Here is a 22,676-nt window from a genome sequence, read left to right as displayed (position 1 = left end):
CGCGTCACCCCAGCCGCGAGGGTGCCCAGTCGCGCGTCGGCGAGCGCCACGCGGGCCAGTGGTCCTCGGGCTCCGGCCGGGTCACTGACAGATGCGTGAAGCAATCCTGGCACTTCACGACCATGCGCGGGCCCAGGTAGTTGGCCACCGGGTACCGCTTGACGTCCGTGCTCCCGCACGACGGGCAGGTGGCGTCCACCGGCGTCCGCTCGACGGACACGCGCGGGGTTTCCGGGCGGGGGAAGAGAAGTCGGTCGACAGACATGGGTGCTCCTATCCCAGGATCCAGTTGACGGGCGTGGCGACCGGCACCGACCAGGTGCCCGCGTCGCGCCGGGCGGCGAGTTCGGCGCGGCGCTCGGCGGTCGCGGTCTCGTCGATTCGGCCGTCGCGCAGCACGGCCCCGAACGCCTCGGCGGCGAATTCCTCGCTGTACAGCCCGTCGGCGAGGTCACGGCCGAGCCGGCCGAGGTCCCGGGCGAGCGGATCGCCCCAGCCGCCGCCTCCGCCGATCAGGAAGCGGATCGCGTCGCCCGCTTTCAGCACCAGCCCGGAGAACTTGCCGGTCTGGTACCGCGCGCCCCGGCAGAACCCGCCGTTGTTCGGGTCCGGGCGGCCGTCGTCGTCGAACATGCCGAACAGCGGTTCGGTGCCGCGAAGGTCGAGCGGATCCGCGTGCTGTGCCAGGTCGAAGTTCTCGATGTACCAGCCGAACGCGGGCGCGCCCGGACCGGCCCCGGCGGCGCCCGGCGCACCGACGCGCACCCGGTCGCAGGTGATCGTGACCATCGTGTCCGACTGCGCGGTGAGCGTGTACACCGAGCCGAGCCCGCCGCGGTACTCGCCCGCTCCGGCGGTGTCGAGCACCATCTCGTGCTGCGCCACGATCAACGGGCTTTCGATCTCGACGTGCTCCTGCACCGAGGTCCGGCAGTTGCCGATCGGCGTGACGCAGAAGGAAATCCCGTCTTCCTTCCAGGTTCCGCCCCACCCGCCGCCGGCGAGGGCGAACGCGCCCCACGGCATGCCCTCGTGCCCGGCGCGAGTGTCGATCCCGCCCAGGCTGACCACCAGTGCGGTACCGGTGTCGCACGCGATCGCCCTGTCGCCGACAGCCTGGCTCAATGCACTGGCGACGGCGTTGATGCCGCGGGCTCCGATGTCGGCATGGTTCGAGCAACTCGACGGCGGCAGCACGCACACCACGCTGCCCTGCGGCAGAAGTGTCTCAATAGGACGGAGCGTGCCGCTGTTGACCGGCGTGCTCGGGTCGACCATCAGCTTGACCGCTTCGATGCACCGCACCGCCTCGCACCACGCCGTGCCGCAGTTGCCCAGCGGCTGCCTGCCGGAACCGGAGAAGTCGATCTCCATGCTGTCGCCGCGCACTTTCACCGTCACGCGCACCGGAATCGGTTCGTCGGTGACGCCGTCCTCGTCGAGGAAATCCTCCACGGTGTAGTCGCCGTCCGGGATGCCCGCGATGCCGCGGCGCATGCTCGCTTCGGTGGCCTCGATCGCGTAGCGACCGGCTTCCTTCACCTTCTCCAGACCGCCGCGCGCGACGAGCGCCTGCAACTGCCGCTCCCCCACGACCAGGCAGCCGTGCAGGGCGCGCAAGTCGCCGAGGACGAGGTGCGGCACCCGGTTGTTCTCCAGGATGAAGTTGAACAGCGGCCGCACCGGAACGTCGTTGGCATACAGCAGGGACGGCGGCAGCTTGAGCTGTTCCTCGAACGACGTCTGGGTGCCGTTGGAGAATCCGCCGGGGATCGGGCCGCCGAGGTCGACCAGATGCGACGTCGAATGCAGCATGAACTCGACCCGGCCGTCCACGAACACCGGCCGGAGCAGGTTCACGTCGGACTGGTGGATGGTGCCGCGCCACGGGTCGTTGACGAAGATGACGTCGCCGGGCTGCAGCGAGTCGAGGTCGAACTCGTCCATCACGAAGTTCACGATGTGCGGCGAGGTGAAGGCGTGCTGCATACAGCCTTCCCACTGCGCCACGGTCTCCCAACCGTCGCCGCTGCGGACGTGGATGGCGGTGGTGCAGTCGAGAATGTCGCGGCACACCGGGGAGAACGCGCTGCGCATCAGCGCCTCGTTCATCTCGCGGGCGACCTCGATCAGGCCGTAGCGCAGGATGTCGAGTTCGAACTCAGCGGTGCCGGTGGCGGGTTCCGCGGAAATCGTCATGGCGGCGCTCCTAGTCCTGGTTTTCGATGATCAGGAGACGGTCGGCGTCCACGCGGGCGCGGCGGCCCGGGAGCACGACCGTGGTGGCGAACTTCTCCGAGACGATCGCCGGGCCGTCGACGACCTCGCCCGCGGCGAGCCGTTCGCGGACATGCACCGGGACGCTCGTGGTCTCACCGGACCCGGGCACGCGCAAGTCGCGTTCGCCGAGCAGGGATTCGCCTTGCTCGGCCGCGGTGGACGGCACCTTGTTCGGCCTCGGGATCACCGCGGTCACTTCCAGCGTCGAGACGACGACGGGGATTTCGGCCGCGGAGAAACCGTAGGAATCCTGGTAGAACGCGTGGAAGTCGGCGACCACGCCGGGCACGCGCTCCTCGGACATCGGGCCGGGCGCGAGCGGGAGCCGGTTGTCCCAGGTCTGCCCGCGGTACATGGCGAAGACCGCGCGGTCGAACGCCAGCCCGTCCAGTTCCACGCCCTGTGCGGCCAGTTCCTCGGTGAGGCTCTGTTCCATCGCGGCGAATTCCGCTTCGACCGTCTCGGCGTTGTCGGCGGTGAGAGGAACCATCAGCGACTGCGCCCGCGTGGTCCGCAGGTCGCTCTGCAACAGCCCGAGCGCGGAGAACTGGCCCGGCGTCGACGGCACGACAACCGTGTCCAGTCCGAGGATCCGTGCGACGCGGTCGGCCAGCATCGGGCCCGCCGAACCGAACGGCAGCAACGCGAACTCGCGGACGTCCAGTCCGCGGTAGACCGAGATGGTGCGGATCTTCGCGGCGATGTCCTCGCACGCGATCTGGTAGGCGGCCTCGGCCAGCTCCAGCGCGGAAAGCCCCCACTGCTCGCCGGTCTTGGCCAGCGCAGCGCGGGCGGCCTCGACGTCCAAGGAGATCCGGCCGTTCGCGAACAGATCGGGTTGGAGCACTCCGAGCAGCAGGCAGGCGTCGGTGAGCGTTGCCTCGGTGCCGCCGCGCCCGTAACACGCTGGGCCGGGGTTGGAGCCCGCCGATTTCGGTCCGACCGCGACCTGCCCGAGCGCGTTGGGGCCGATGATGCTGCCCGCGCCCGAGCCGACGCTCTCCACATCGACCAGTGGCAACGTCAGCGTCAGGCCGGTTTCCAGGGTCCACAGGTCGGTGAGCGGGGTCTGCGCGTCGACGATCGCCGCGACGTCGGTGCTGGTGCCGCCGACGTCCATGGTCAGCAGATTGCGCTTGCCCGATTCGCACGCCAGCTGAAGGCTGCCGGTCACGCCGCCGACCGGGCCGGACACGAGCTGGAAGACCGGAGCTTTGCCAGCGTCCTGCACGGTCGCGACGCCGCCGTTGGTCGTCATGATCCAGAGCGTGTCGCCGAACCGCCGCTCCTCCAGCGCGACGGTGAGCCGCTGCAGGTACCCGACCACGGCCGGGCCGACATACGCGTCCAGCGCGACGGTCGTGGTCCGTTCGTGCTCCTTCGTGACCGGATACAGGTCCGAGGTCTGCACGTAGGCGTGCGGAATCTCCTCGGCGAGGATCTCCGCTGCGCGCCGTTCGTGGCCGCGTTCCCGGTAGGAATTCATGAAGCACACAGCGACCGCCTGCACACCCTGCGCGGCGAAATCGCGGGCCGCCGCGCGGACGGCGTCCTCGTCCAGCGCCAGCAGCTCCGTGCCGTCGTAGCCGATCCGCTCCGGGATGCCGATCCGGTCGCGCCGGTGCACGATCGGCCGCTCCTGGTGCGGACGCAGCCAGGTCGGGTCGTAGAACCGGTCGCCGAACTCGCGGTGCATCCGGCCGATGTCGAGCAGGTCCCGGTGCCCGCGCGTGGCCAGCAGCCCAGTCTTCGCGCCCGCGCGGCTCAGCAGCGCGTTGATGCCGACGGTGTGCCCGTGCACGATCTCCGCGACCTCGGCCGGCTCGACACCGATCGCGGCGAGCGCCTCGAGGACGCCGTGTTCCTGTTCCTTCGTGGACAGCACTTTGCCGTCCCGGATTTCCCCGGTGGCGCGGTCAAGCCCGATGATGTCGGTGAAGGTCCCGCCGACGTCGATGCCGACCAGCCAGCCTGCCGAGCCTCGTTGCTCAGTCACCTCATGCCTCCACGGGTCGTGGTGTGTGAGGTGATTCTGTGCTCGGTGCGACCGCGGTCACATCGGACAAGGGTGCGAGAGGGAGTGGGACCTTAGGACAGTCCTCCGCGCAGCCAGAGCGCGATCGCCTCCGTACGGCTGGCGACGCCGAGCTTGCGCAGGATCTGCGTGACGTGGGATTTAGCGGTGCGTTCGGTGATCGCCAGCTCGCGCGCGATGTGCCGGTTGGACCGGCCTGCCGCGAGCAGCTCCATCACCTCATTTTCCCGTGCGGTCAACGGGATTTGCGGACTCGCCGCAGGTGGAGCGACCGGCGCGGGAAGAGCCGCCGGACGCGTCATCAAGCCGTCGGCGGTGTCGCGCAGGAATGCCAGGCCTTCCAGCATCGTGAGGCGGCCGAGGGAATGGCTCAGCGCTTCGGCCATCAGTGTGAGCAGCGCACGGTCGGTTTCGTCGACGTCGCGGCCTTGGTGGTAGCGATCGCCGTGCAGCAGCCCGACGACCTGGCCCTGCACCGTCAACGGCGCGATTCCGTACGAAGTGGACTTCGTGACGCGGATCAGGTCGCGGTCCACGCGCCGGCTGTGCTGGGTGTCGAAGATGAGCCGGGTTTCGGCCCGGTCGACCACGTCGGCCTCGATCAGCCCGCCGCGCAAGGCGGGCGGCGACGCTTTCCCGACCGCGACGATCTCGTCCGCCCACCGCGGCTCGCGCACGACGCACATCGTGTGCAGCCGCCACACCGAATCCACCACCCGGGAGACCAGGACCCGGTCGAACCCGAGCCGGCACCCCGCTTCCGGTACCCGGCCGAGGAATTCGTCCACGGACTTAGCGTCCCGGACCGACGCGAGCGACGCGGCCACCTGCCGCAGCAGCACATGCCGGTCGGCGAGCCGCGCTTCCGCCAGTTCGGCCTCGACCGCGCGGATCCGGGCCAGCAACTCAGCCAGCTCACGCCGCCGTGTTCCGGACACTCCCGCTTCCTCGGCAGTGTGCAGCGTTTCGGCCAGCACCGCGTTCCACAGCCGCCCGAGCACGCTGACCGCTTCGTCGGCCCAAGGACCGTCGAGCCGCGGCACCGGCACGTCGAGCCCCAGCGCGGCCCCGACGTCCACGCACAAGTCCCGGTACCGCGCGGCCTCCGAGACCGTGTTCTCCACGTCCATCGGCCACCTCTGGTACTTCCGAGGCACGGCATCGCCGCCGTGTTATGCACAATATATGCGCAGCAGGGCGAGGGTTCAAACACCGCCTTCCCAGCGGCCCGGCACAGAGAGCAGCGGGGAACGGCGAGGCCCTCAGCTAAGCGCCGAAGGTACCGCCGTTTCCCGCCACAGCACCCTGTCTCAGTACGAGCGCGGCAGCCCGAGCACCTGCTGTGAGATGTAATTCCGCACCATCTCCTGCGAGAACGGCGCGTTGCGCAGCAACCGGACCTCGCGCCACAACCGCTCGACGTGGTACTCCTTCGCATACGCGTAGCCGCCCAGCGTCGAGAACGCCCGGTCGCACGCCTCGAACCCGCCCTCGGCGCCCAGATACTTCGCCGCGGCCGCCTCCGGCCCGCACGGCTTGCCCTCGTCGAACAGCCGCGCCGCGCGCAGCACCATGCCCTCGGCCGCTTCCAGCCGGATCCACGAATCCGCCAGCGGGTGGGCGACCGCCTGGTTCTGCCCGATCGGACGGTCGAACACGACCCGGTTCTTGGCGTACTCCGACGCGATGTCCAGCGCCGCCCGGCCGAGGCCGATGCCTTCCATGCCGACCACGATGCGCTCCGGGTTCAGCCCGTCCAGCAGGTAGTAGAAGCCCTTGTCCACCTCGCCGACCAGCCGGTCCTCCGGCACGAACAGGTCGTCGATGAACAGTTCGTTCGTGTCGATCGCCGCGCGGCCCAGCTTCTCGATCTCCCGGACCGTGATCGCGTCGCGGTCCATGTCCGCCAAGAACAGCGACATGCCGTAAAGCGGCTTGTCCTCCCGCCGCGGCGAGGTGCGGGCCAGCAGCAGGATCTTCTGCGCGTTCTGCGCGTTGGTGATGAAGACCTTCTTGCCGTTGACCTTCCAGCCGCCCTCGACCTTGGTCGCCTTGGTCTTGATCCGCGACGTGTCCACCCCGGCGTCCGGCTCGGTCACGCCGAACGCCATCAGCAGCTCGCCCGCCGCCAGCTTCGGCAGGAACTCCCGCTTCATCTCCTCCGAGCCGTACTTCACGACCGGGGCGGGCGGGAACACGTAGAAGTGGATCGCCGAACCACCGGCCATCCCGGCGCCCGACGCCGAGATCTCCCCCATCATCACCGCGGCCTCTTCCAGGCCAAGGCCGATGCCGCCGTACTCCTCCGGGATCATCGCGCCCAGCCAGCCGCCCGCGGCGAACGCCTTCACGAACTCCCACGGGTACTGGTGATTGCGGTCCTTGTCCAGCCAGTAGTCGTGGTCGAACTTCCGGGCCAGCTCCCGCGTCGCCTTCCGGACGATCTCGACATTGCTTTCCGGGTCGGTCATTGCGCGTTCTCCTCCGCGAGTACCGGGATGTCTTCCAGCGGCGTGGCCGGGTCCAGCGACGACAGGTCGCCGACCGGCGTCCCGACGAACCGCGCCCGGATGGCGCGCCGCATGATCTTGCCGTTCTTGGTCTTGGGCAGCGTCGGCACGACGTACAGCTCCGGGGCGAACGACTTCCCCGCGTTTTCGAGCGCGGTCGCCGCCAGGTCGCCACGGTCGGCCCCCGGTGCGCGCAGCACCGCGAACGCCACCGCCCGCTGGCCGCGCAGTGCGTCCGGGGCGCCGATCACGGCCACCTCGGCGATCCGCTCGTCCCGCAGCAGCGCCGCCTCGATCTCGGCCGGACCGACGCGCCGCCCGGCCAGCTTGAGCGTGTCGTCGGAGCGGCCGTGGATCCGCCATTGGCCGTGCTCGTCCACACTGGACAGATCGCCGTGCACCCAGATGCCGTCGAACCGTGCCCAGTAGGTCTCGAGGTAGCGCTCGCGGTCGTGCCAGAACGCGTGCGTCATGCCGGGGAAAGTGTTGCGCACGGCCAGTTCGCCGATCGCGCCGACGACCGGTTGCCCGGCGTCGTCGAGCACCACGGCGTCCACTCCGGGCAGCGGACCGGTGAACGCCGCCGCTTCGCCCGGCAGGAACGGATAACCGACGATCAGCCCGCCGCCGACCTCGGTGCCGCCGCTGTAGTTGACGATCGGCACCCGGCGCTTGCCGACCTGGTCGAACAGCCACCACCAGGTCGGCTCGTCCCACGCCTCTCCGGTGGAGACGAACGACCGCAGCGTGGCCAGCGCGTGCTCCGGCTTCTCCTGCGCGGCGCGCAACGCACGGGCCGCGGTCGGCGCGATCCCTTGCACGGTAACGCCGTTGCGCTCGACGACGTCCCACATCCGGTCGGGGGCGGGATGCGTCGGCAGGCCTTCGATCATCACGATGGTCGCGCCGAGCTGCAGCGGTCCGGTCATCAGCATCGGGCCGACGAGCCAGCCGAGATCGGTGATCCAGCAGACGACGTCGTCGGCGTGCACGTCGAAGCCGTAGGCGAAATCGACGGCGGTCTTCACCGCGAATCCGCCGTGGGAGTGCACGATCCCCTTCGGCCGGCCGGTCGTGCCCGAGGTGTAGACGACGGTGAGCGGGTCGTTCGCCTCGGTCGACGCGGTTTCCACCGGAGCGGGCGACGGATCCAGCTCGTCGTAGTAGACATCCCGGCCAGGCCGCATCGCCACGTCGGTCCCGAGGTGGCGGACCACGACGACGGTGCGCACGGACGGCGCGTCCGCCAGCGCCGCGTCGGCGACCGGTTTCAGCGGGACTTCCTTGCCCCGCCGGGTGGTCCCGTCCGCGGTGATCAGCGCGACCGCTTCCGAATCCTGCAACCGGGTGGCGAGCGCGTCGGCCGCGTAGCCGCTGAACGTCGGGACCGCGATCGCGCCGAGCATCGCGATCGCGAGGAACGCCACGACCGCCTCGGGCACGACCGGCATGAACAACACGACCCGATCGCCTCGCGCGACGCCCGCGGCGGCCAGGTTCGCGGCGAACCGGCGCACCCGCTCGTCCAGTTCGCCGAAGGTCAGCGTGCGCCGCTGCCCGGAATCGCCCTCGTAGACCACCGCGGTCTTGCCGGCGAGTTCGCCGCGGGCGTGGCGGTGCGCGCACAGTTCGGCGACGTTGATCCGGCCGCCGGGGAACCAGCGGGGAAACGGCTTTCCCTCGGATTCGTCCAGCACCCGGGCGAACGGTTCGGCGAAGGCGACGTCGAGGTCGTCGACGACGGCGCGCCAGAACCACTCCGGGTCGGCGATCGCCCGCCGGTTCACCTCCGCGACGCCCGCCGCGTCGGCGGACGCTCCCCACTTCCGCACGGCGGCGAGGTACCTGCTGCGGTCCCGCACCTCCCGCGGCGGCGTCCAGGCAGGGCCTGCTGCGTCCTCGGCCATGGCCACTTCCTTTCCCGAACCGCTGCTCAGGCCTGTGCGGCTGCCGGGTCGGCGGACCGCTTGAGCATCAGGCCGGCGCGCAGGGCGTCGCACACGATCTCGTCGCGCTGGTTGATCCCGAGGTGCCGGAACATGACGATGCCGGAATCGCCGCGGCTCTTGGACTCGCGCTTGCTGACGATCTCGGTGCGCACGTGGATGGTGTCGCCGTGGAACACCGGCTTGGGGAAGGTGATCTTCTCGAAACCGAGGTTGCCCAGCGTGGTGCCCTGCGTCGTCTCCGGCACCGTCACCCCGGACACGAGGCCGAGGATGAACAGGCTGTTCACCAGGCGCTGGCCGTAGATGCTGTTCTTGCTGTACTCGGCGTCGAGGTGCAGCGGAGCCAGGTTCAGCGTCATGACGCTGAACAGCGTGTTGTCGGCCTCGGTGACCGTGCGGCGGGTCGGGTGGTCGATGACCATCCCCGGCTCGAACTCCTCGAAGTACAGGCCTGCCATCCGGTGTCCTCTCCCCGCCGCGCTGGTCGCGGCGCCTGTAGTCACGGTTGATGTGCCGCCGGGCCTCGGACCGGTTGCTCGGCCGCGCCCCGCCTTCACTGAATATAAAATATATACTCTGCGAGTTGACCCGTCCAGCCGCGAGGTGAATATCATATATTCTGCGTACTCCCCCGACGGCGCGGGAGACGAGGAGGAGCCCATGTCCGAGGACCAGCAACTCGCCGCGCGGCCCGGCCCGGTCACCTTCCGCACCGCGGACCTCGACACGGCCCGCGAGCAGGTGACGCGAACCTTCGCGAGCCACGAGGTGCATGTGGCCGATCGCGCGGGAATGCGGTTCCGGCTCGATCTCGCGCCGTCCCCGCACCTCACGATCGGGCGGATGGCCTACGGGGCGGACACGACGATCGTCGGCCCGCCGATGCGGTTGTGCTACCACGTGAACCTGCCCGCCACCGGCACCAGCACGGTGGAGCAGCACGGCGTCCGCCGCACCTTCGCCGCGGGCGAGGCGGGCGTCGCTTTCGTGCCGCAGTCCCCGGTGCTGGTGCGGTGGAGCGCGGACTCCTGGCAGTACCACGTCAAGCTGCCCAAGGATCTGCTCGAGGCGCACGCGGCGAAGCTGATCGGGCAGCCGATCCGCGAAGAGATCGACTTCGACCTGACCTTTTCGCTCCGTTCGCCCGCCGCGCAGGCGTTTCTCGCGACCGTGAGCTTCCTGTACGCGGAACTGAACCGGGACGGCGGCCTGGCGACGGTTCCGGCCGCGTGCCACGAGTTCGAGTCGGCGCTGATGACCCAGCTGCTGCTGACCCTGCCCAGCAGGCTCAGCGACCGGCTGCACAGCCGCCCCGCGCACACCCGGGGTTCCCGCATCCGCGAGATCGTCGACTACCTCGACCGGCACCCCGAGGAGACCGTCACCACCGCCGACCTGGCCGCCATGGCCTCGATCAGCCCGCGAGCCCTGCAAGCGGGTTTCCGCGAGGAGGTCGGAAAATCGCCGATGGCCTACCTGCGCGCCGTCCGGCTGGACCGGGTGCACCGCGAACTGCTGTCCGGCGGGCCGGACTCAGTCACCGACGTCGCGGCGCGCTGGGGCTTCTTCCATCCCGGACGATTCGCGCACCAGTACCGCGAACGGTTCGGGGTGCTGCCGTCGGCAACCGCCCGCCGGTGCGGCTGACGGACGGCTTCCGGGGCTCAGGCCGACTGTTCGCGAGGCTCGGCGGACGCGGTCCACGCAGTCAGCAGCCGGTCCAGGTCCAGCACCCCGGCGTCGGGCGCGGACGGTTCGCGCGCCGGAGTACGGCTGAAGCGCGGGGCGGGCCGCGGGTGGAGCACACCGCCGACGCGCTCGAATACCTGCCGTTCGGCGTTGTGCGGATGCTCGGCCGCTTCGTCGAAAGTGAGCACCGGCGTGACGCAAGCATCGGTGCCCGCGTAGATCCGGGCCCATTCGTCGCGGTCCTTCCCGGCGAGCGCCGCCGCGATGAGCGTGCGGAGCCGGGGCCATCCCGCGCGGTCGTCCTGGTCCGGCCAGTCGCTCGGATCGACGCCGAGCCGGGAGACGAACTCGCGGTAGAAATCCGGCTCCAGCGCGCCGACCGCGACGTACCGGCCGTCCGCGCAGCGGTAGGTGTCGTAGAACGGAGCGCCGGAGTCGAGGTAGTTCGTGCCGGGTTCGTCGGAGTACCGGCCGGCGGCCCGCAAGCCTTGGAGCTTCGCGGTCAGCAACGCGACGCCGTCGATCATCGCCGCGTCGAGCACCTGGCCCCGGCCCGACGTGCGGGCTTCCAGCAGCGCGCTCACGATGCCGAAGGCCGCGACGAGGCCTCCGCCGGCGTAGTCGCCAAGCAGGTTGATCGGCGGCCGCGGCGCCTCCCCTGCCCGGGCCATCGCGTGCAGCGCACCGGTTTGCGCGACGTAGTTGATGTCGTGGCCGGCCTGCTGCGCGAGCGGACCCGACTGGCCGTATCCGGTGAGCCGCGCGTAGACCAGCGCGGGGTTCCCGGCCAGCAGGACCTCCGGCCCGAGCCCGAGCCGCTCCGCGACGCCCGGGCGATAACCCTCGACGAACACGTCGGCCGCTTCGGCGAGCCGCCGCACCGCGCGAACGCCCTCCGGAGACTTGAGATCGGCCTCGACCGTCCGGACGCCCCGGTTGGCGAGATCGTGGCGGGCGGCCATGCCCTCGGTCTGGCCGAGCGCCCGGCCCCGCCGGCGCGCCGGTCGCGTCACCCGCACGACTTCCGCGCCCAGGTCGGCCAGCAGCATGCTCGCGAACGGCGTCGGGCCCATCCCGGCGAGCACCGCCGCCCGTACTCCGGCCAGCGGTCCGGTCCCGGCCGTCTCGGTGGTCATCGGCGCTCCTCGGCAGTCGCAAGAATCACGGCAGAGATAATTAAATATTATATACTCCGGGTCGGCCCAGGCAAGGGCGTCGCCCCGTCGCGAGCGGTCAGTTCGCCCAGAACCCTTGCCGCTCCAGCAAAGCCACCGCGCGCTCGCTTCCGTCCGCGAAGTGCTTTTCCACGAGCGTCCGCGCGCGGGCGCCCGAACGGCTGCTCAGCGCGCGCAGGATCCGCCGGTGGTCGTCGGCCGCCTTGTCCGGCCAGTCCGGATGCGCCTCGTAGAACCCGTGCGACACGGTCTTCACCAGGATCGCCAGGATCGAGACCAGCCGGCGCGAGCCCGAGGCGTGGTTGATCCGGCGATGGAACTCGAAGTTCAGCCGTTCCAGCTCCGCCCGATCCGGCTCCTGTTCCATCCGGTCGGCGAGATCTTCCAGCGCCTGAAGGCTTGCCGGCGACAGATTCTTCGCCGCCCGTTCGGCGGCCAGTCCGGACACGAGGCCGAACACGCGGTAGTGGTCGCGGATGTCGTCGCGGGTCAACTGCGCGACGAACGCGCCGCGGCGGGCGATGTGCTCGACCACGCCCTCGTGGTCGAGGGTGATCAACGCTTCGCGGATCGGGAGTTTGCTGATGCCGAGTTCGTCGGCGAGGGCTTCCTGGTCGATCTTCGCCCCGGCGCGCAGCTGGCCGGAGAAGACCCGGCGGCGGATCTCCTGGGCGGCCATCGCCTTGAGGTTCGCCGGGCCGGTGCGGCGCGGCGCGGCTTTCGCGGTTTCGGGCATCGCCACGACTCTCTCCGATCCGTGCGTCGGCGGCTGTATCGGATGAAGTATTACACGACCGGGGCAAGCCCAGGCGGGCTCTTCACCGCCTTACCGACGAGGGCGGCCAGGATCGGAAAAGCGCCTTGAGCTGGGAAGAAAGTCCGACAAGAGATCGTCTCCGGCTCACCCGGCGGTGTGAGCCATTCGATGATTTCTGATAAAGTATTTTCTCAACGGGCGGTTCTGGGTCATAGTGTGGGGCATGGCAGCAGCGGTTACCCCCGAGGACTTCCGGCCGATCCTGGAGTTGGTGCGCGACTTCGTCCGGGCGAAGGTCGTTCCGCGCGAGCAGGAGATCATGGACGGCGACGCCATCCCGGACGATCTGCGGACGCAGGCGGCGGAGATGGGCCTGTTCGGCTACGCGATCCCGCAGGAGTGGGGCGGGCTCGGGCTCGACCTGACCCAGGACGTCGAGCTGGCGATGGAGTTCGGTTACACGTCGCTGGCGCTGCGGTCGATGTTCGGCACCAACAACGGCATCGCCGGGCAGGTGCTGGTCGGGTTCGGCACCGACGAGCAGAAGAGCGAGTGGCTGGAGCGCATCGCCTCGGGCGAGGTGGTCGCGTCGTTCGCGCTGACCGAGCCCGGCGCCGGGTCCAATCCCGCGGGACTGCGCACCAAGGCGGTGCGCGACGGGGACGACTGGGTGATCGACGGGCAGAAACGCTTCATCACCAACGCTCCCCTGGCGGATCTGTTCGTCGTCTTCGCCCGCACCCGGCCGGCGGACGAGTCCGGGCCGGGCATCGCGGTGTTCCTCGTGCCCGCGGACACGCCGGGGCTGGAGGTCGGGCCCAAGGACAAGAAGATGGGTCAGGAAGGCGCCTGGACCGCCGACGTCACCTTCAACGGCGTCCGCGTGCCCGGGTCCGCGCTGGTCGGCGGCAACGAGGACGACGGGTACCGCGCCGCGATGACGTCGCTGGCTCGCGGCCGGGTCCACATCGCAGCGCTGGCAGTGGGTTCCGCGCAGCGTGCGTTGGACGAGTCCGTCGCGTACGCGGCTTCGGCGACGCAGGGCGGTCAGCCGATCGGCGATTTCCAGCTGGTGCAAGCGATGCTGGCCGATCAGCAGACCGGGGTGATGGCAGGACGCGCGCTGGTGCGGGAGACCGCGGCGCGGTATGTGTCCGGTGAGGACCGGCGGATCGGACCCTCGGCCGCGAAGCTGTACTGCACGGAGATGGCGGGCAAGGTCGCCGACCTGGCGGTGCAGATCCACGGCGGCACCGGGTACATGCGCGACGTCCCCGTCGAACGCATCTACCGCGACATCCGGCTCCTTCGGCTCTACGAAGGCACCAGCGAAATCCAACGGCTGATCATCGGCGGCGGTCTGGTCCGCCAAGCCAAGAAGGCGCAGAAATGACCAGCCGCGCGGCGACGCGGGCACGGGAAGCGACCACCCTCCTGTTCGTCCCGGGCGACCGCCCCGAGCGCTTCGGCAAGGCCGTGGCCTCGGGGGCGAGTCTGGTCGTGCTCGATCTGGAGGACGCCGTCCCGCCGGACCGCAAGGAGTACGCGCGGGAACAAGTCGTCGCGTGGCTCGAGGAGAACCCCGAGTGCGCGGTGCGGGTCAACGCCGCCGGCACCGCCTGGCACGACGAAGATCTCGCCGTGCTCAGGCGGCGCCGGTGCACCGTGATGCTGCCGAAAGCCGAACCGGTCACGACGCGCGCCGCGGGCGAACAGCTCGGGGTCCTGCCGGTGGTGATCGCGCTGGTCGAAACCGCGCGCGGGGTGCTGGACGCGCGGGAGACCGCGACCGTCCCGAACGTGCAGCGCCTCGCGTTCGGCAGCTTCGACCTCGCCGCGGAACTCGGCGCGGATCCGGCGGACCGGGACGCGTTCGTCGCCGCGCGGGGCGCACTTGTCCTCGCCTCCGCCGCAGCCGGTCTGCCCGGACCGATCGACGGCGTCACCGCGGATCTGGACAACGAGCTGCATCTCACCGACGAAGTCCACTACGCACGGCGGCTCGGGTTCACCGGAAAGCTGTGCGTGCACCCGAAACAGGTCCCGGTCGCCGCCGCGGCGCTGCGGCCGACCCGCGAGGAAATCCGCTGGGCACAGTCGATCCTCGATGCCGGTGCGGACGGCGCGGTCGCGGTGAACGGGCAGATGGTCGACAAGCCAGTGCTGGAACGCGCCCAGCGCGTCCTCCGGCAGGCACGAGAAGGGAACGGGCGATGACGCTCACCGACGACGAACAGCAGATGGTCGCCCTGGTCGCGGAATTCGTGGACGAACGGGTCCGGCCCCGCGTGCGCGAATTCGAAGCCGACGACATCTACCCGGCCGAGTTCATCGACGAGATGAAGAAACTCGGCTTCTTCGGCCTGCTTGTCCCGGCCGAGTACGGCGGGGTCGACGTCAGCACCGCGTGCTTCGCCCGCGTCACCGAGGAACTCGCGCGCGGCTGGATGAGTCTGGCGGGCGCGATCGGCGGGCACTCGGTCATCACTTATCTCATCAAAACCTTCGGCACTCCGGAGCAGCGCGAGAAATACTTGCCCGCGATGGCCGAGGGGCGGATCCGCGCGACGATGGCGCTGACCGAGCCCGGCGGCGGCAGCGATCTGCAGGCCATGCGCACCCAGGCTGTGCCGGGCGACGACGGCTACACGATCACCGGATCGAAGACCTGGATCTCCAACGCCGCGCACTCCGGCCTGATCGGGCTGCTGTGTATCACCGACCGCGACGCCTCCCCCGCCCATCGCGGCATGAGCGTGCTTTTGGTGGAACCCGGCGACGGGCTCACCATCTCGAAGAAGCTGCCCAAACTCGGCTACCGCGGCGTCGAAGCGTGCGAACTCGTCTTCGACGGCCAGAAAGTGCCTGCCGACGCGGTTCTCGGCGGCGAGCCGAACCAGGGCTGGTCGCACATGATGCGCGGGCTGGAAGTCGGCCGGATCCAGGTCGCCTCCCGGGCGCTGGGGGTCGGGCAGGCCGCGTTGAACGACGCCGTCCGCTATGCCCAGGAACGTGAATCGTTCGGCAAGCCCATCTGGAAACACCAGTCCGTCGGGAACCTGCTCGCCGACATGGCTACGAAGATGCGCGCGGCCCGGCTGCTCACGTTGGACGCTGCGGAGAAGCTCGACGCGGGCGAACGAGCGGACATGGAAGCCGGGATGGCGAAACTGTTCGCGTCCGAGACCGCCATGCAGGTCGCGCTCGACGCCATCCGCGTCCACGGCGGCTACGGCTACTCCCGCGAATACAACGTCGAACGCTACTTCCGCGACGCCCCGTTGATGATCGTCGGCGAGGGAACCAACGAAATCCAGCGCAACGTCATCGCCGCCCAGCTCGTCGCCCGCAACAATATCTGAGGAATCGCCATGACTCTGCTCACCGGCCGGACCGCCGTGATCACCGGCGGCGCGCAAGGCATCGGACTCGCCATCGCCCAGCTGTTCGTCGCCCAGGGCGCCCGCGTGGTGCTCGGCGACATCGACGGCGACGCGGCCGCGAAAGCCGCCGAGAGCTTGGACGGTGTCGGCGTCGCCTGCGACGTCACCAAAGCGTCCGATGTGGACGCTCTGCTCGCCGCGGCCCCGTCTCCGGTGGACGTATTCGTCAACAACGCGGGCATCACCCGCGACGCGACCATGCGCACCATGACCGAGGACGACTTCGACCAGGTCATTTCCGTGCACCTCAAGGGAACCTGGAACGGCACCCGCAAGGCCGCCGCGCTCATGCGCGAACGCAAGAGCGGCGCGATCGTCAACCTGTCCTCGCTCTCGGGCAAGGTCGGCATGGTCGGGCAGACCAACTACTCCGCCGCCAAAGCCGGAATCGTCGGACTCACCAAAGCCGCCGCCAAAGAAATGGCCCACCACGGCGTCCGGGTCAACGCGATCCAACCGGGCCTGATCCGCACCGCCATGACCGAAGCCATGCCGCAGAAAGCCTGGGACCAGAAAATGGCCGAGATCCCGATGCACCGCGCGGGCGAAGTCAGCGAAATCGCCTCCGTCGCGCTGTTCCTCGCCTCCGACCTGTCCTCCTACATGACCGGCACCGTGCTCGAAGTGACCGGCGGGCGATTCATGTGACCGGCTGGGAACCGCACGCCGTCACCACCGCGGAGCTGGTGGACCCGGCCCCGGTCGAGGCGCTGGCCGCACTGTTCGACAACGGCCTGCCGGCGCCGCAGCCGGGCGACGACCTGCCGCCGCTGTGGCATTGGGTCGCACTCCCCCGCTGGCCGGTCTCCTCCGAACTCGGCCCCGACGGACACCCGGCGCGCGGCACGTTCCTTCCGCCGATCGACCTGCCGCGGCGGATGTTCGCCGGAGGAGAAGTCTTGCTGCACCGCGCGCCGAAGATCGGCGAGACGGTCACCCGTCGGTCCATTGTGGACTCCGTGACGGAGAAATCCGGCCGTTCCGGACAGCTGGTGATCGTCGTGGTGCGGACCGTTCTGTCCGGTGTGGACGGTGCGCCGCTCGTCGAGGAACGGCAGGACCTCATCTACCGCGAAGCAGGCACGACCGCCTCCGAGGCAGCCCCGGCGCCAGCCGACCTCGCGGGCGCCCCGTTCCGCCGCAGCGAAGACGGCTGGGATTTCGCCACCGACCCCACCCTGCTGATGCGCTTCTCCGCCGCCACTGCGAACGCCCACCGCATCCACTACGACTGGCCCTACGCGACCCGGACCGAGGGCTATCCGGGTCTGGTCGTGCACGGGCCGCTGATGTCTCTCGCGCTGGCCGAGGTGCTGCGCCTCGGCTCCCCCGCCGCGCGGGTGACCCGGCTGGCGCACCGCAACCTGGCACCGCTGTTCTGCGGCCAACCCGCGCACCTGCGCACCGAACCGCGTCCCGGCGGCGCGACCCTGACTCTCGTCGGTCCTGCGGGGCCGTGCACCAGCCTCGAAGCCGACTACCCCGAGGAAGGCACTCCCCATGCGTGACGCCGTCATCTGCGAACCTGTCCGCACCCCGATCGGCCGCTTCGGCGGTTCGCTCAAGACCGTGCCCGCCGCCGACCTCGGCACCATCGCGCTCAAAGGCCTCCTGGAACGCACCGGCCCGCCCGCCGACGCGATCGACGACGTCATCCTCGGCCACTGCTACCCCAGCGCCGAGGCCCCCGCGATCGGCCGCGTCGTAGCGCTCGACGCCGGACTGCCGGTCACCGTGCCCGGCATGCAGGTCGACCGCCGCTGCGGATCCGGGCTGCAGTCGGTGCTGCTGGCCGCGCTCCAGGTGCAGGCGGGCGCGAGCGACCTGATCGTCGCCGGCGGGGCGGAAAGCATGTCCAACACCGTCTTCTACGCCAACGACCTCCGCTGGGGCGCCTCCGGAGCAGGCGTCCACCTCCACGACTCCCTCACCCGCGGCCGCCAAACCCCCGGCGGCAAGCACTACCCCGTCCCCGGCGGCATGCTCGAAACCGCCGAGAACCTCCGCCGCCAGTACAGCATCAGTCGCGAAGAACAAGACCGGCTCGCCGCCGAATCACACCGCCGGGCCGTCGCCGCACAGCAATCCGGCGTGTTCGCCGAGGAGATCATCCCGGTGCCGGTCGAGACCCGCAAAGGCACCACCGTCGTCGACACCGACGAACACCCCCGGCCCGACACCACCGTCGAGACCCTCGCGAAGCTGCGACCGGTGCTGGGCAAACAAGATCCCGAAGCCACCGTCACCGCGGGCAACGCCAGCGGCCAGAACGACGCCGCCGCCGTCTGCATCGTCACCACCCGCGAACGCGCCGACCAACTCGGCCTCCGCCCCCTCGTCCGGCTCGTGTCCCACGGCGTCGCCGGGGTCGAGCCGAAGGTGATGGGCATCGGACCGGTGCCCGCCTCCGCGCTCGCACTCGAACGCGCCGGGCTCAAGATCTCCGACATCGACCTCATCGAACTCAACGAAGCCTTCGCCGCGCAGGCACTGGCCTGCACCCGCGAATGGGGCTTCGGCGACAAGGATTTCGACCGGCTCAACGTCCACGGCTCCGGCATCTCCCTCGGCCACCCCGTCGGAGCCACCGGCACCCGCATCCTCGCCACCATGGCCCGCGAAATGCAGCGCCGCGAAGCACGCTACGGACTCGAAACCATGTGCATCGGCGGCGGGCAAGGCCTCGCCGCGGTCTTCGAGCGGGTGACCGCATGACCCGCGTATTCGGCTCAGCCGACGAAGTCCGGGCCGCGATCGGCGAGGAAATCGGGCCGACCGACTGGTTCGCCGTCGACCAGGCACGGATCGACGCGTTCGCCGAGGCCACCGGCGACCGGCAGTGGATCCACACCGATCCCGAGCGGGCCGCGAACGGGCCGTTCGGGTCGACGATCGCGCACGGCTTCCTCACTCTGTCGCTGATCCCGTTCTTCAGCGCGCAACTGGTCCGGCTCGAGTTCGGGTCCGCGCGGATCAACTACGGGCTGGGCAAGGTCCGCTTCCCGGCACCGGTTCCGGTCGGGTCCCGGCTGCGCGCCCGTGCGACGTTCGCCGAGGCGAAGGACAGCGCCGCCGGGGTCACCGTCACCACGCGGTACACCGTGGAACTCGAAGGCGCGGCGAAGCCGGCGTGTGTCGCCGAAACCTTGGTGGTCGTGGCCGGATGACCGAGTTCTGCCGCCTCGACGAAGCCGTCGCCCGCCATGTCCGCGAGGGCGACGCGCTGCACGTCATCCTGGGACACAGCCGCTGGAGCGCGCTCGTGCGCGAGATCGCGCGGCAGCACTGGCACCGGCCGTCGCGGTTCACGCTGATCATGGCCAGCCTCTCGTCGCTCGGCGCGGTGCTGTTCCGTTCCGGGTGCCTGGAGAAGGTCGTGACTGTCTACTCGGGAGACTCGTTTCCCGTGTTCACGCCGAATCCGGTGTTCCAGCAGTCCTATTCGGACGGTTCGGTCGAGGTCGAGAACTGGTCGTTCCTGAGCTACATCCAGGGTTTGCGCGCCGCCGCGACCGGCGTGCCCGCAGTCGTCACGGGCTCGGTCCGCGATTCGTCAATGGCCGAAAACCCCGGTTACGCGGAGGTCGACACGCCGTTCGGCCGCGTCGGCCTGGTCGCGCCGCTCACCCCGGACGTCGCGATCGTGCACGCCGCGGTCGCCGACCGCCAGGGCAACCTGGCCATCGCACCGCCGATGTTCGAAGGCTCGATCGGCGCGTTCGCCGCCCGGCGCGGAGTGCTGGCGACGGTGGAGAAAGTCGTGGACGACCTGCGTCCCTGGGCACCGTTCGTCCGCATTCCGGCGCACCGGGTGCTGGCCGCGGTCGAGGCTCCGTTCGGCGCCCATCCCGGCGGGGTCTTCCCCGGCACCGAGGGCGCGCGGCTGCCGGTCGACGGCTACGCCGAGGACGTCGAGTTCTGGATCGCGGCGCGGGAAGCGAGCCGTTCGGCGGACTTCGACGACTGGATCCGCGAATGGATCCTCATCGACCACGACACCTACCTGGCGAAACTCGGCGAAGCGCGACTCGCCGACCTGACCCGCACGCTCGGGCAGTCGACTCCGCCGACCGGCCGCGGCGAGCACACCGGGCCAGTGACCCGGCCGGAACGCGCGGCGACCTGGCTCGCCGCACTGGTCCGGTCGCGGATCGCCGAAACCCGCGCCGACGGCGTGCTCGCCGGTGCCGGGCTGGCGAACCTCGCCGCCTGGGTGGCCGTCGAACAGGCGAAAGCGGACGGACACGAGGTCGCGCTGGCGGCCGAACTCGGGCTGTGGGACTACTCGCCGACGCCCGGCGACCCGTTCATCTTCAGCTTCGCCAACTTCCCGTCGTCCTCGATGCTCCTCGACACCGAACAGGCGCTCGGGAATCTGGTGAACGGCCCCGCGACGCGCTCGATCGCCTGCGTCGGCGCGGCGGAAATCGACCGGCAGGGCAACATCAACACCACCCGCGTCGCCGGCGGCCCGTATCTCGTCGGTTCCGGCGGCGGGAACGACGTCGTGACCGGTGCGGACGAGACGTACGTCGTCGGGACGATGAGCCCGCGGCGGTTCATCGAAAAGTGCAGCTACGTCACCAGCCCCGGCGCACGGGTCCGGGCCGTGGTCACCGATCTCGGCATCCTGACCCAGCGCGACGGCGAACTCGTGCTCACCGCGATCGCGCCCGGTCCGGAGCCGCTGGCCGAACGCATCGAGCACGTCCGGTCGCGGTGCGGCTGGGACCTCACCGTCGCCGACGACCTGCGCGAACTGCCCGAGGTGACCGAAGAAGACGTACGACAGCTGCGAAAGTACGACCGCGAGGGCTTGTTCCTCCGCGACGGCAAGAAGGGAGCAGCATGAGCCGCTACGCACGATTCGAGAACCTGCGGATCGACGGACCGGACGAGGACGGCGTCCTCGAACTGGTCCTCGACGCCCCGAACCTCAACGCGGTGAGCGAAGCCGCGCACGCCGACCTCGCCGACGTCTGGCGCGAATTCGACCGCGACCCTTCGGTGAAAGCCGTTCTGCTGCGCGGCGAAGGCAAAGGCTTCTCCGCGGGCGGGTCGTTCGATCTGGTCGAGAAGCTGGCCACCGACTTCGAAGCGCGCTCCCGCACCATGCGGGAGGCGCGGGACCTCGTCTACAACGTGATCGACTGCTCGAAGCCGATTGTCTCGGCGATCCACGGCCCTGCCGTCGGCGCCGGGCTGGTCGCCGGGGTGCTCGCGGACGTCTCCGTGGTCACCGCCAACGCGAAGATCATCGACGGCCACACGCGCCTCGGCGTCGCCGCGGGGGACCACGCCGCGGTGTGCTGGCCTTTGCTGTGCGGGATGGCCAAAGCCAAGTACTACCTGATGACCTGCCGACCGCTCAACGGCGCCGAAGCCGAACGGATCGGCCTGGTGTCGCTGTGCGTGGACGAGGAAGCCGACCTGCTGCCCACCGCCCGAGAGATCGCGCACGAACTCGCGAACGGCGCGCCCACCGCGATCCGGTGGACCAAGCAGAGCCTCAACCTCTGGTACCGCCAGCTCGCCGGTGCCATCTTCGACTCCTCGCTCGCTTTGGAGTTCTACGGCTTCGGCGGGCCCGAGGTGCACGAAGGCCTCGCCTCGCACCGCGAACGCCGCAAGCCGGACTTCTCCCGGGTGCACGACGCATGAACCCCGCACTGCTGGCAGGGCTGCGGGTCGTCGAGCTGTCCGCCTACGTCGCGACCCCGCTGTGCGGGCTCACCCTCGCCCAGCTCGGCGCGGACGTGATCCGCGTCGAACCGCTCGGCGGCGCCGCCGACCGCACCCGCTGGCCGCTCTCTGACTCCGGAACCAGCCTCTACTGGTCCGGCCTGAACAAGGGCAAACGCGCGATCGCCGTCGACCTGGAGTCCGAAGAGGACCGTTCGCGGGTCGCGGACCTGATCGTCGGCGGCGGCCCGTGCGTCGTCGTGACGAACACCGAACGGCACGCCGACCTCGGATACGAAACACTCAGCGCGCGACGGCCGGACCTGATCCACGTGCTGCTGTCCGGGCGTGCGGACGGCGGCGCGGCGGTCGACTACACGGTCCAGGCCGCGACCGGATTCCCGATGCTCACCGGTGCCCCCGAGACGCCCGCGCCGGTCAACCACGTGGTGCCCGCGTGGGACGTCTGCGCCGGGCTGTACCTCGCGGTCGGGCTGCTGGCCGCCGAACGGCACCGGCAGGTCACCGGCCGCGGCCGGTCGATCCGGGTCGCGCTCGAGGACGTCGCCCTCGCCACCGCCGGGAACCTCGGCTACCTCGCCGAAGCACAGCTCACCGGCCACGAGCGGACGAAGTCGGGCAACGACGTCTACGGCACCTACGGCCACGATTTCGAGACCGCCGACGGCGTCCGGGTGATGATCGTGCTGCTCACCGAACGGCACTGGGCGAAAATGCTCGCCGCGACCGGATTGTCGGCCGCCTTCGCCGGATTGGCCGAGGCGCTGGGAATCTCGTTCGCCACCGAGTCCGACCGCTACCGGCACCGCGACGTGATCACGCCGCTGCTCGCGAGGTGGTTCGGGCGGACGCCGTACGCCAAAGCGGCGGAAACGCTGACACGGCACCGGATTCTGTGGGAGTGCTACCGCAGTTTCGCCGAACTCGGCCGCGACGGCGGGGCCGCGCTGCGCGAACTGGCGCTGTTCGGAGAGGTCGACCAGCCCGGCGCGGGCCCGCACCAGGCGCCGAAGTCGCCGATCCAAGTGGACGGGGCCCGGCTCGCCCCCCGCCCCGCGCCGGAAGTCGGGCAGCACAACGACGAAGTGCTGCCGACGCCCGCCGAAAACTGACGACGCTGTCCGCGGCCGCCTCC

Annotated in this window: 20 protein-coding genes; 11 read left to right on the top strand and 9 right to left on the bottom strand. The window is 70.1% G+C overall.

What is annotated here, in order from left to right:
* Positions 1-4 precede the first annotated feature (4 nt).
* From ABD156_RS17000 to ABD156_RS16970, 7 genes are all read right to left on the bottom strand, one after another.
* Positions 5-265 carry a hypothetical protein gene (locus tag ABD156_RS17000; RefSeq protein WP_237599758.1) on the bottom strand — a complete coding sequence of 87 codons (261 nt, stop codon included), beginning with the start codon at positions 263-265 and terminating at the stop codon, positions 5-7.
* Between the two features lie 8 nt (positions 266-273).
* Positions 274-2,199 (bottom strand): hydantoinase B/oxoprolinase family protein, encoded by a 1,926-nt coding sequence (locus ABD156_RS16995; RefSeq protein WP_344273662.1) that lies wholly within the window; start codon positions 2,197-2,199, stop codon positions 274-276.
* 10 nt (positions 2,200-2,209) lie between these two features.
* Positions 2,210-4,276, bottom strand: a complete 2,067-nt coding sequence (locus tag ABD156_RS16990; RefSeq protein WP_344273659.1) for a hydantoinase/oxoprolinase family protein — start codon at positions 4,274-4,276, stop codon at positions 2,210-2,212.
* Between the two features lie 92 nt (positions 4,277-4,368).
* Positions 4,369-5,445, bottom strand: a complete 1,077-nt coding sequence (locus tag ABD156_RS16985; protein WP_344273656.1) for a helix-turn-helix transcriptional regulator — start codon at positions 5,443-5,445, stop codon at positions 4,369-4,371.
* A 180-nt stretch (positions 5,446-5,625) separates the two neighbouring features.
* Entirely contained in the window at positions 5,626-6,786 is a 1,161-nt protein-coding gene (locus ABD156_RS16980; protein WP_344273653.1) for an acyl-CoA dehydrogenase family protein, read from the bottom strand.
* Positions 6,783-8,732, bottom strand: a complete 1,950-nt coding sequence (locus ABD156_RS16975; protein WP_344273650.1) for an AMP-binding protein — start codon at positions 8,730-8,732, stop codon at positions 6,783-6,785. Before ABD156_RS16975 ends, ABD156_RS16980 begins: the two co-directional genes overlap by 4 nt.
* Before the next feature lie 26 nt (positions 8,733-8,758).
* Positions 8,759-9,232, bottom strand: coding sequence for a MaoC family dehydratase (locus tag ABD156_RS16970; protein WP_344273647.1), 474 nt, complete (start codon positions 9,230-9,232; stop codon positions 8,759-8,761).
* Between the two features lie 202 nt (positions 9,233-9,434).
* Here ABD156_RS16970 and ABD156_RS16965 point away from each other — a divergent pair, with 202 nt between their 5' ends.
* Positions 9,435-10,421 carry an AraC family transcriptional regulator gene (locus ABD156_RS16965; RefSeq protein ID WP_344273644.1) on the top strand — a complete coding sequence of 329 codons (987 nt, stop codon included), beginning with the start codon at positions 9,435-9,437 and terminating at the stop codon, positions 10,419-10,421.
* A gap of 17 nt (positions 10,422-10,438) precedes the next feature.
* Here ABD156_RS16965 and ABD156_RS16960 read toward each other — a convergent pair whose 3' ends face one another.
* Positions 10,439-11,599, bottom strand: a complete 1,161-nt coding sequence (locus ABD156_RS16960) for a CaiB/BaiF CoA transferase family protein (protein ID WP_344273641.1) — start codon at positions 11,597-11,599, stop codon at positions 10,439-10,441.
* A 97-nt stretch (positions 11,600-11,696) separates the two neighbouring features.
* Positions 11,697-12,374 carry a GntR family transcriptional regulator gene (locus ABD156_RS16955; protein ID WP_344273639.1) on the bottom strand — a complete coding sequence of 226 codons (678 nt, stop codon included), beginning with the start codon at positions 12,372-12,374 and terminating at the stop codon, positions 11,697-11,699.
* A 244-nt stretch (positions 12,375-12,618) separates the two neighbouring features.
* Between ABD156_RS16955 and ABD156_RS16950 the strand changes: the two genes are divergently transcribed.
* The 10 genes from ABD156_RS16950 to ABD156_RS16905 are packed head-to-tail and all read left to right on the top strand — an operon-like array spanning position 12,619 to position 22,653.
* Complete coding sequence (locus ABD156_RS16950) at positions 12,619-13,788, top strand: acyl-CoA dehydrogenase family protein (protein WP_344273636.1); 1,170 nt, start codon at positions 12,619-12,621, stop codon at positions 13,786-13,788.
* Complete coding sequence (locus tag ABD156_RS16945; protein ID WP_344273633.1) at positions 13,785-14,612, top strand: HpcH/HpaI aldolase/citrate lyase family protein; 828 nt, start codon at positions 13,785-13,787, stop codon at positions 14,610-14,612. Before ABD156_RS16950 ends, ABD156_RS16945 begins: the two co-directional genes overlap by 4 nt.
* Positions 14,609-15,757 carry an acyl-CoA dehydrogenase family protein gene (locus ABD156_RS16940; RefSeq protein WP_344273631.1) on the top strand — a complete coding sequence of 383 codons (1,149 nt, stop codon included), beginning with the start codon at positions 14,609-14,611 and terminating at the stop codon, positions 15,755-15,757. The genes ABD156_RS16945 and ABD156_RS16940 overlap by 4 nt, the downstream gene beginning before the upstream one ends.
* A gap of 9 nt (positions 15,758-15,766) precedes the next feature.
* Positions 15,767-16,486, top strand: a complete 720-nt coding sequence (fabG, locus tag ABD156_RS16935) for a 3-oxoacyl-ACP reductase FabG (RefSeq protein WP_344273627.1) — start codon at positions 15,767-15,769, stop codon at positions 16,484-16,486.
* On the top strand, positions 16,483-17,346 hold the full coding sequence (locus tag ABD156_RS16930; protein ID WP_344273624.1) for an HTD2 family dehydratase: 864 nt from the start codon (positions 16,483-16,485) through the stop codon (positions 17,344-17,346). The genes fabG and ABD156_RS16930 overlap by 4 nt, the downstream gene beginning before the upstream one ends.
* Positions 17,339-18,553, top strand: a complete 1,215-nt coding sequence (locus tag ABD156_RS16925; protein ID WP_344273621.1) for an acetyl-CoA C-acetyltransferase — start codon at positions 17,339-17,341, stop codon at positions 18,551-18,553. Before ABD156_RS16930 ends, ABD156_RS16925 begins: the two co-directional genes overlap by 8 nt.
* Positions 18,550-19,005, top strand: coding sequence for a MaoC family dehydratase (locus ABD156_RS16920; protein WP_344273619.1), 456 nt, complete (start codon positions 18,550-18,552; stop codon positions 19,003-19,005). Before ABD156_RS16925 ends, ABD156_RS16920 begins: the two co-directional genes overlap by 4 nt.
* Complete coding sequence (locus ABD156_RS16915; RefSeq protein WP_344273617.1) at positions 19,002-20,690, top strand: CoA-transferase; 1,689 nt, start codon at positions 19,002-19,004, stop codon at positions 20,688-20,690. The genes ABD156_RS16920 and ABD156_RS16915 overlap by 4 nt, the downstream gene beginning before the upstream one ends.
* The gene (locus ABD156_RS16910) at positions 20,687-21,499 is read left to right on the top strand and encodes an enoyl-CoA hydratase/isomerase family protein (protein WP_344273614.1); all 813 of its coding nucleotides are present in this window, start codon (positions 20,687-20,689) and stop codon (positions 21,497-21,499) included. Before ABD156_RS16915 ends, ABD156_RS16910 begins: the two co-directional genes overlap by 4 nt.
* Positions 21,496-22,653 carry a CoA transferase gene (locus tag ABD156_RS16905; RefSeq protein WP_344273611.1) on the top strand — a complete coding sequence of 386 codons (1,158 nt, stop codon included), beginning with the start codon at positions 21,496-21,498 and terminating at the stop codon, positions 22,651-22,653. The genes ABD156_RS16910 and ABD156_RS16905 overlap by 4 nt, the downstream gene beginning before the upstream one ends.
* Positions 22,654-22,676: the final 23 nt, after the last annotated feature.

It is taken from the genome of Amycolatopsis albidoflavus, assembly GCF_039525725.1.
GTDB lineage: Bacteria > Actinomycetota > Actinomycetes > Mycobacteriales > Pseudonocardiaceae > Amycolatopsis > Amycolatopsis albidoflava.
The sequence above is the reverse complement of the archived record's forward strand: the minus strand, read 5'-3'. Positions and strand labels throughout refer to the sequence as shown.

Excerpts from the sequence above, each read along its gene's own strand:
- ABD156_RS16955 (WP_344273639.1), bottom strand. The coding sequence starts at position 12,374 with ATGCCCGAAACCGCGAAAGCCGCGCCGCGCCGCACCGGCCCGGCGAAC.
- ABD156_RS16980 (WP_344273653.1), bottom strand. The coding sequence starts at position 6,786 with ATGACCGACCCGGAAAGCAATGTCGAGATCGTCCGGAAGGCGACGCGG.
- ABD156_RS16925 (WP_344273621.1), top strand. The coding sequence starts at position 17,339 with ATGCGTGACGCCGTCATCTGCGAACCTGTCCGCACCCCGATCGGCCGC.
- ABD156_RS16960 (WP_344273641.1), bottom strand. The coding sequence starts at position 11,599 with ATGACCACCGAGACGGCCGGGACCGGACCGCTGGCCGGAGTACGGGCG.
- ABD156_RS16910 (WP_344273614.1), top strand. The coding sequence starts at position 20,687 with ATGAGCCGCTACGCACGATTCGAGAACCTGCGGATCGACGGACCGGAC.
- ABD156_RS16950 (WP_344273636.1), top strand. The coding sequence starts at position 12,619 with ATGGCAGCAGCGGTTACCCCCGAGGACTTCCGGCCGATCCTGGAGTTG.
- ABD156_RS16940 (WP_344273631.1), top strand. The coding sequence starts at position 14,609 with ATGACGCTCACCGACGACGAACAGCAGATGGTCGCCCTGGTCGCGGAA.
- ABD156_RS16975 (WP_344273650.1), bottom strand. The coding sequence starts at position 8,732 with ATGGCCGAGGACGCAGCAGGCCCTGCCTGGACGCCGCCGCGGGAGGTG.
- ABD156_RS16985 (WP_344273656.1), bottom strand. The coding sequence starts at position 5,445 with ATGGACGTGGAGAACACGGTCTCGGAGGCCGCGCGGTACCGGGACTTG.
- ABD156_RS16965 (WP_344273644.1), top strand. The coding sequence starts at position 9,435 with ATGTCCGAGGACCAGCAACTCGCCGCGCGGCCCGGCCCGGTCACCTTC.
- fabG (WP_344273627.1), top strand. The coding sequence starts at position 15,767 with ATGACTCTGCTCACCGGCCGGACCGCCGTGATCACCGGCGGCGCGCAA.
- ABD156_RS17000 (WP_237599758.1), bottom strand. The coding sequence starts at position 265 with ATGTCTGTCGACCGACTTCTCTTCCCCCGCCCGGAAACCCCGCGCGTG.
- ABD156_RS16995 (WP_344273662.1), bottom strand. The coding sequence starts at position 2,199 with ATGACGATTTCCGCGGAACCCGCCACCGGCACCGCTGAGTTCGAACTC.
- ABD156_RS16915 (WP_344273617.1), top strand. The coding sequence starts at position 19,002 with ATGACCGAGTTCTGCCGCCTCGACGAAGCCGTCGCCCGCCATGTCCGC.
- ABD156_RS16970 (WP_344273647.1), bottom strand. The coding sequence starts at position 9,232 with ATGGCAGGCCTGTACTTCGAGGAGTTCGAGCCGGGGATGGTCATCGAC.
- ABD156_RS16905 (WP_344273611.1), top strand. The coding sequence starts at position 21,496 with ATGAACCCCGCACTGCTGGCAGGGCTGCGGGTCGTCGAGCTGTCCGCC.
- ABD156_RS16920 (WP_344273619.1), top strand. The coding sequence starts at position 18,550 with ATGACCCGCGTATTCGGCTCAGCCGACGAAGTCCGGGCCGCGATCGGC.
- ABD156_RS16945 (WP_344273633.1), top strand. The coding sequence starts at position 13,785 with ATGACCAGCCGCGCGGCGACGCGGGCACGGGAAGCGACCACCCTCCTG.